This window comes from Staphylococcus sp. GDX8P80P, from assembly GCF_017893095.1.
Classification (GTDB): Bacteria; Bacillota; Bacilli; order Staphylococcales; family Staphylococcaceae; genus Staphylococcus; species Staphylococcus borealis.
In genome coordinates this window covers 1-504 of the sequence record NZ_JAESMI010000137.1, presented here as the reverse complement: position 1 = coordinate 504, position 504 = coordinate 1, and the positions used below count along the sequence as shown (strand labels likewise).

Annotated in this window: 1 protein-coding gene; it reads right to left on the bottom strand. The window is 30.0% G+C overall.

Annotated features, from left to right (window positions below):
• A partial coding sequence (locus tag KA858_RS11125) for a transposase (protein ID WP_210135714.1) occupies nucleotides 1–504 on the bottom strand: 504 nt, incomplete at both ends.

Sequence of the window (504 nt, the reverse complement as noted above, 5' to 3'; positions counted from 1 at the left end):
TTTGAGGCAAATAGTCGCGAAGTTATAATAATTCGATTACGCAAATTATCATAATTTCTATAACCAAAAGATACCCTTTTAATGAGTTTGATTTTATTGTTAATTCCTTCTAACGGACCGTTGGTCAGGTTAGAATATGTCATAGTATTTTCAATGAAAGCTGTTAATCGTCTTAAAGTTCTAATGACTGGGAGTAGCTTAGGGCACACATCTGAAAGATGAATTGAAAAGAGTGTATGATTAAATTTTTCTATTTGGTTTTCTTTTAATAATCGTCTTAACTCATGAACGTATTGATATGTATTAAATAGTTCTACATCTACACCTAATAAGTAATTCATAATGCCTTTTTCGGTTTTCCACTCTTTAAATAAATGAGCTTTACGATAATTAAATGCCTCTAGCGTTTCGAAAGGTTTAAGAAATAGTTTCCAATAACTTTTATATTTATTATAAAGCGGTCTATTTGAGGTCCTATAACAATTCATTACATGAACTCTCGAC